3 protein-coding genes are annotated in these 5,036 nt (G+C 67.6%); 1 reads left to right on the top strand and 2 read right to left on the bottom strand.

Going from position 1 to position 5,036, the window contains the following annotated elements; translation table 11 throughout:
• On the top strand, positions 1-1,172 hold a 1,172-nt coding region (locus tag FKP22_RS20815), incomplete at its 5' end, for an aminopeptidase family protein P (RefSeq protein WP_141289606.1).
• 86 nt (positions 1,173-1,258) lie between these two features.
• On the opposite strand, the gene ettA is transcribed toward FKP22_RS20815, so the two are convergent.
• Positions 1,259-2,923 (bottom strand): energy-dependent translational throttle protein EttA, encoded by a 1,665-nt coding sequence (gene ettA / locus FKP22_RS20810; protein WP_141289605.1) that lies wholly within the window; start codon positions 2,921-2,923, stop codon positions 1,259-1,261.
• Positions 2,924-3,115: 192 nt separating this feature from the next.
• Positions 3,116-5,036 (bottom strand): putative bifunctional diguanylate cyclase/phosphodiesterase (locus tag FKP22_RS20805; RefSeq protein ID WP_141289604.1); only part of this gene is annotated, 1,921 nt, incomplete at its 5' end.

Genomic DNA, 5,036 nt, shown 5'->3' with positions numbered 1-5,036 from the left:
CCTACAACCCGGTGTTCCTGGCCCATGTGTTGATCTCGCCGGCCGGCGCGACGCTGTTCGTCGGCAGCGGCAAGGCCGACGCCGCGCTGGCGGCCAAGCTGGCCAGCGAAGGTTTCCAGCTGGCCGACTATGCCCAAGCCGCCGCCGCGCTGGCCAAGCTGCCGGCCGGCAGCACGCTGCTGATGGACCCCAGGCGTGTCACGCTGGGCCTGCGCGAAGCCGTGCCGGCCAGCGTCGCGGTGATCGAGGCCATCAACCCCAGCACGCTGGCCAAGAGCCGCAAGACAGCCGAGGAAGCTGCCTTCATCCGCCAGGCCATGGCCGAGGACGGTGCGGCGATGTGCCACTTCTACGCCTGGTTCGAGGCCGCGCTGGCCCGTGGCGAGCGCATCACCGAGCTGACCATCGACGAAAAGCTGAGCGGCGAGCGCGCCAAGCGCCCGGGCTTCGTCGGCCTGTCCTTCCCGGTCATCGCCGGCTACAACGCCAACGGCGCCATGCCGCACTACCGCGCCACGCCCGAATCGTTCGCCCCCATCGAAGGCAACGGCCTGCTGCTGATCGACTCCGGCGGCCAGTACAAGGGCGGCACCACCGACATCACCCGCGTCTGGCCGGTCGGCACCATCACCGCCGAGCACAAGCGCGACTACACGCTGGTGCTCAAGGGCACGCTGCAGCTCAGCCGCGCGCGTTTCCCAGAAGGCACGATGAGCCCGATGCTGGACGCTCTGGCACGCGCGCCGCTGTGGGCCGAGAGCATGGAGTACGGCCACGGCACAGGCCACGGCGTGGGCTACTTCCTGAACGTGCACGAAGGCCCGCAAAGCATCAGCAAGGCCGTGCCGGACGCCCACATGGCCATGCGCGCCGGCATGATCACCTCCATCGAACCCGGGCTCTACAAGCCCGGCCGCCACGGCATCCGCATCGAGAACCTGGTGCTCAACGTGCCGGCGCCCAGCAGCGAGTTCGGCGAATTCCTCGAATTCGAGACGTTGACGCTGTGCCCCATCGACACCCGCTGCATGGACTTCGACCTGCTGCGCGCGGACGAGATCGACTGGTTGAACCAGTACCACGCGATGGTGCGCGAGCGCCTGTCGCCGCTGGTGGATGGCGATGCGCTGGCCTGGCTGGTCAAGCGCACCGAGCCGATCCAGGCGACCTGAGCCCCTGCGCCAGTCACCCAGCAAAAAGCCACCCCAGGTACCCAAGGGTGGCTTTTTTCGTGGAGGCCCGGAGGCCTTGAGAAACCTTACTTGAGCGCCTTGAAGCGCAGGCGGTGCGGCTTGGCGCCTTCTTCGCCCAGGCGCTTCTTCTTGTCGGCTTCGTACTCCTGGTAGTTGCCGTCGAAGAAGAACCACTGCGAATCGCCTTCGCAGGCCAGGATGTGGGTGCAGATGCGGTCCAGGAACCAGCGATCATGGGAAATGATCATGGCCGAGCCGGCGAATTCCAGCAGCGCGTCTTCCAGCGCACGCAGGGTTTCGACGTCCAGGTCGTTCGACGGTTCGTCCAGCATCAGCACGTTGCCGCCCTGGGCCAGGGTCTTGGCCAGGTGCAGGCGGCCACGTTCACCGCCGGAGAGGCTGCCCACCAGCTTCTGCTGGTCATTGCCCTTGAAGTTGAAGCGGCCCAGGTAGGCCCGGCTGGGCATCACGAACTTGCCGACGGTGATGTTGTCCAGGCCGCCGGAAACGTCCTGCCACACGGTCTTCTCGGCTGCCAGGCCCTCGCGGCTCTGGTCCACGAAAGCCAGCTGTGCGGTCTTGCCGGTCTTCACTTCGCCCGAATCCGGCTGCTCGACGCCCTGGATCATGCGGAACAGCGTGGACTTGCCGGCACCGTTCGGGCCGATGATGCCGACGATGGCGCCCGCAGGCACCTTGAAGCTCAGGTTGTCGATCAGCACGCGGTCGCCAAAGCTCTTCGAGACATTGGTGAACTCAATGACTTCATTGCCCAGGCGCTCGGCCACCGGAATGAAGATTTCGTTCGTCTCGTTGCGCTTCTGGTATTCGACGTCGCTCAGCTCCTCGAAACGGGCCAGGCGCGCCTTGCTCTTGGCCTGGCGGCCCTTGGCGTTCTTGCGCACCCATTCCAGCTCCTGCTTCAAGGCCTTGGCGCGGGCGTCTTCGGACTTCTGCTCGGCTTCCAGGCGCTTGCCCTTGCCGTCCAGCCAGTCGGAGTAGTTGCCCTTGTACGGGAAGCCCTGGCCACGATCGAGTTCGAGGATCCACTCGGCCGCGTTGTCGAGGAAGTAGCGATCGTGGGTGATGGCCACCACGGTGCCGGAGAAGCGCTTGAGGAACTGCTCCAGCCAGTCCACCGATTCGGCGTCCAGGTGGTTGGTCGGCTCGTCGAGCAGCAGCATGTCCGGCTTGGACAGCAGCAGGCGGCACAGCGCCACGCGGCGCTTTTCACCGCCGGACAGCGGGCCGATCTTGGCTTCCCAGGGCGGCAGGCGCAACGCGTCGGCGGCAATGTCCAGCAGGTGATCGGTGTTCTCGCCACCCGAAGTGGCGATGATGGCTTCCAGCTCGGCCTGCTCGGCGGCCAGCGCGTCGAAGTCGGCGTTTTCTTCGCCGTAGGCAGCGTAGACCTCGTCCAGGCGCTTCTGCGCGGCAATGGCACCGCCAATGCCCTCTTCCACCGCCTCACGCACGGTCTGGTCCGGATTCATCACCGGCTCCTGCGGCAGGTATCCGATCTTCAGGCCCGGCATCGGCACGGCTTCGCCTTCGATGTCCTTGTCCAGGCCCGCCATGATCTTCAGCAGCGTGGACTTGCCCGAGCCGTTCAGGCCCAGCACGCCGATCTTGGCGCCGGGGAAGAAGGACAGCGAGATGTCCTTCAGGATGTGACGCTTCGGCGGCACGATCTTGCCGACGCGGTTCATGGTAAAGACGTATTGCGCCATTTGCGGTCCCGATGACGGCCCTTGCTGGAAGGGCGAAGCCATCTCCCGTGGCCGACAGGGCCTGCCAGGAGTGGCGGAGAAAAGGAGGTGCTGCCGCCCGGTCCGCCGGGGCGGACCCGGAGCGGTGCACGGCAATGCAGTGCAGCAAAACGCGATTATCGCTGCTGTCGGCCCCGACGGTTCGCCGCCGGTTCAGCTCGCCCGCTCGGTGGTGGCTGGCCAGTGAGGGAGGAACTGCTCGAACTGCATCGACTCGCTGGCCGGCAGGTCGCCCGGGTCGGGCCGGCTGTTGGGGTCCCAGCTGTCCATCAGCCGGCGCATCTGCTCGGCCGGCGCCGGCCGGGCCAGCAGGTAGCCCTGCACCGAACTGCAGCCGGCGCGCCGCAGCACTTCCAGCTGCGCCGGCTCTTCCACGCCTTCGGCCACGGTGCGCATGCCCAGCATGCGCGCCAGCTCGACGATGGTCCGCACGATGGCGCGGGCGTCGTGGTGGGTCAGCAGCTCCCGCACAAAGGCACGGTCGATCTTCAGCGTGTCGAACGGGAAACGGCGCAGGTAGGCCAGCGAGGAATAGCCGGTGCCGAAATCGTCCAGCGCAATCTGGACCCCCAGCGACTTCAGCTGGTGCAGGTTGGACATCGCCGTGGGTGTGTCGTCCAGGAAGATGCCTTCGGTGATCTCGATCTCCAGGCGCTCGGCCGCCAGGCCCGACACCTGCAGCGCGCGCCGCACATCGTCCAGCAGGCCGGTGCGCATCATCTGCGCCGGCGAGACATTGACCGAGATCATCAGGTTGCCGAACAGCGCCTGCGCCTCCTGGCAGGCCCGCTGCAGCACCCAGGCGCCGATCTCGCCGATCAGCCCGCATTTCTCGGCCACCGGAATGAACTCGGCCGGCGGGATGGAGCCCAGCGTCGGGTGCTGCCAGCGCACCAGCGCCTCGGCGCTGAGCAGCTCCCAGGTGTCCACCCGCACCCAGGGTTGCCAGTCCAGGCTCAGCTCGCCGCGCTGCAGGGCCTGCCGCAGCTCATGCTCGACCGACACCACGCGCCTGCTGCGCTCGCCCAGCGCCGGCGCGAAATACTCACAGCGGCCGCGGCCGGCTTCCTTGGCGGCATAAAGCGCCAGGTCGGCATTGCCCAGCACGTCGTCGATGGTCGTGCCGTGATCCGGTATCAGCGCCACGCCGATGCTGGCGCCGATCGCCACCATCTGCCCGCGCACCTCACCCGGCGAATTCAGCACCTGCAGCAGGCGCTGCGACAGTTGGGCAACCTCCTCGTCACTGCGCACATCGTCCAGCAGCACCGAAAACTCGTCGCCGCCCAGCCGCGCCACCAGGTCGCTGCGGCGCACGATGGACTGCAGGCGCTGCGCCACCAGGCGCAACACGCCGTCGCCCACCGAATGGCCCAGCGAATCGTTGATCGACTTGAAGTTGTCCAGGTCCAGGCACAGCAGCGCGCTGCGCCGCGGCGGGTCGCCCCTGGCTTCCAGCGCCTGCGACAGGCGCTCGCGCAGCTGCACCCGGTTGGCCAGCCCGGTCAGCGAGTCGTAGTGGGCCAGGTAGGCCAGGCGCTGGTGCGTCAGGCGTTGCTGCGTGACGTCGGAAATGACACCGCGCCAGCCGTTCGAGCGACCAATCTCGTCGAGCAGCGGCTTGGCGGTCACCGTCCACCAGCGGTGGCTGTCGCCCGCCTTGACCTGCAGCAGCACGTCGCGGAACGGCTTGCCGCGGGCCATCGCCGCACGCAGCGCCCGCAGGCCGCCAGCGTGTTCGGTGTCGATGTGGCGATCGTCGAGCATCTGCACCAGCCCGGTCTCGGCCAGCACCGCTTCCGGCTCGCCCAGCAGCACAGCCAGCCGGCCCGACACATGGGTGAACAAGCCGCTTCGGTCGATCTCCCACAGCACATCGGTCGCGTGTTCCTCGAAGTCGCGCAACAGCAGGCTGACCAGTTGGCCCTGGCGGGCCGCCTCGCGTTCGGAGTTGATGCGCGCCTGCAACTGCCGCGCCACCGAGCGCACACCGGCCAGCACCACCGCCGCATACACGCAAAGCATCCCGGCCACCGTCAGCGCCGAGCCGCCACCCTGGCGCAACAGGCCCACC

It is taken from the genome of Ideonella azotifigens, from assembly GCF_006519715.1.
Lineage (GTDB): Bacteria > Pseudomonadota > Gammaproteobacteria > Burkholderiales > Burkholderiaceae_C > Ideonella > Ideonella azotifigens.
The sequence above is the reverse complement of the archived record's forward strand: the minus strand, read 5'-3'. Positions and strand labels throughout refer to the sequence as shown.

Coding starts and splice junctions, on each gene's coding strand:
- ettA (WP_141289605.1), bottom strand. CDS start 2,923: ATGGCGCAATACGTCTTTACCATGAACCGCGTCGGCAAGATCGTGCCG.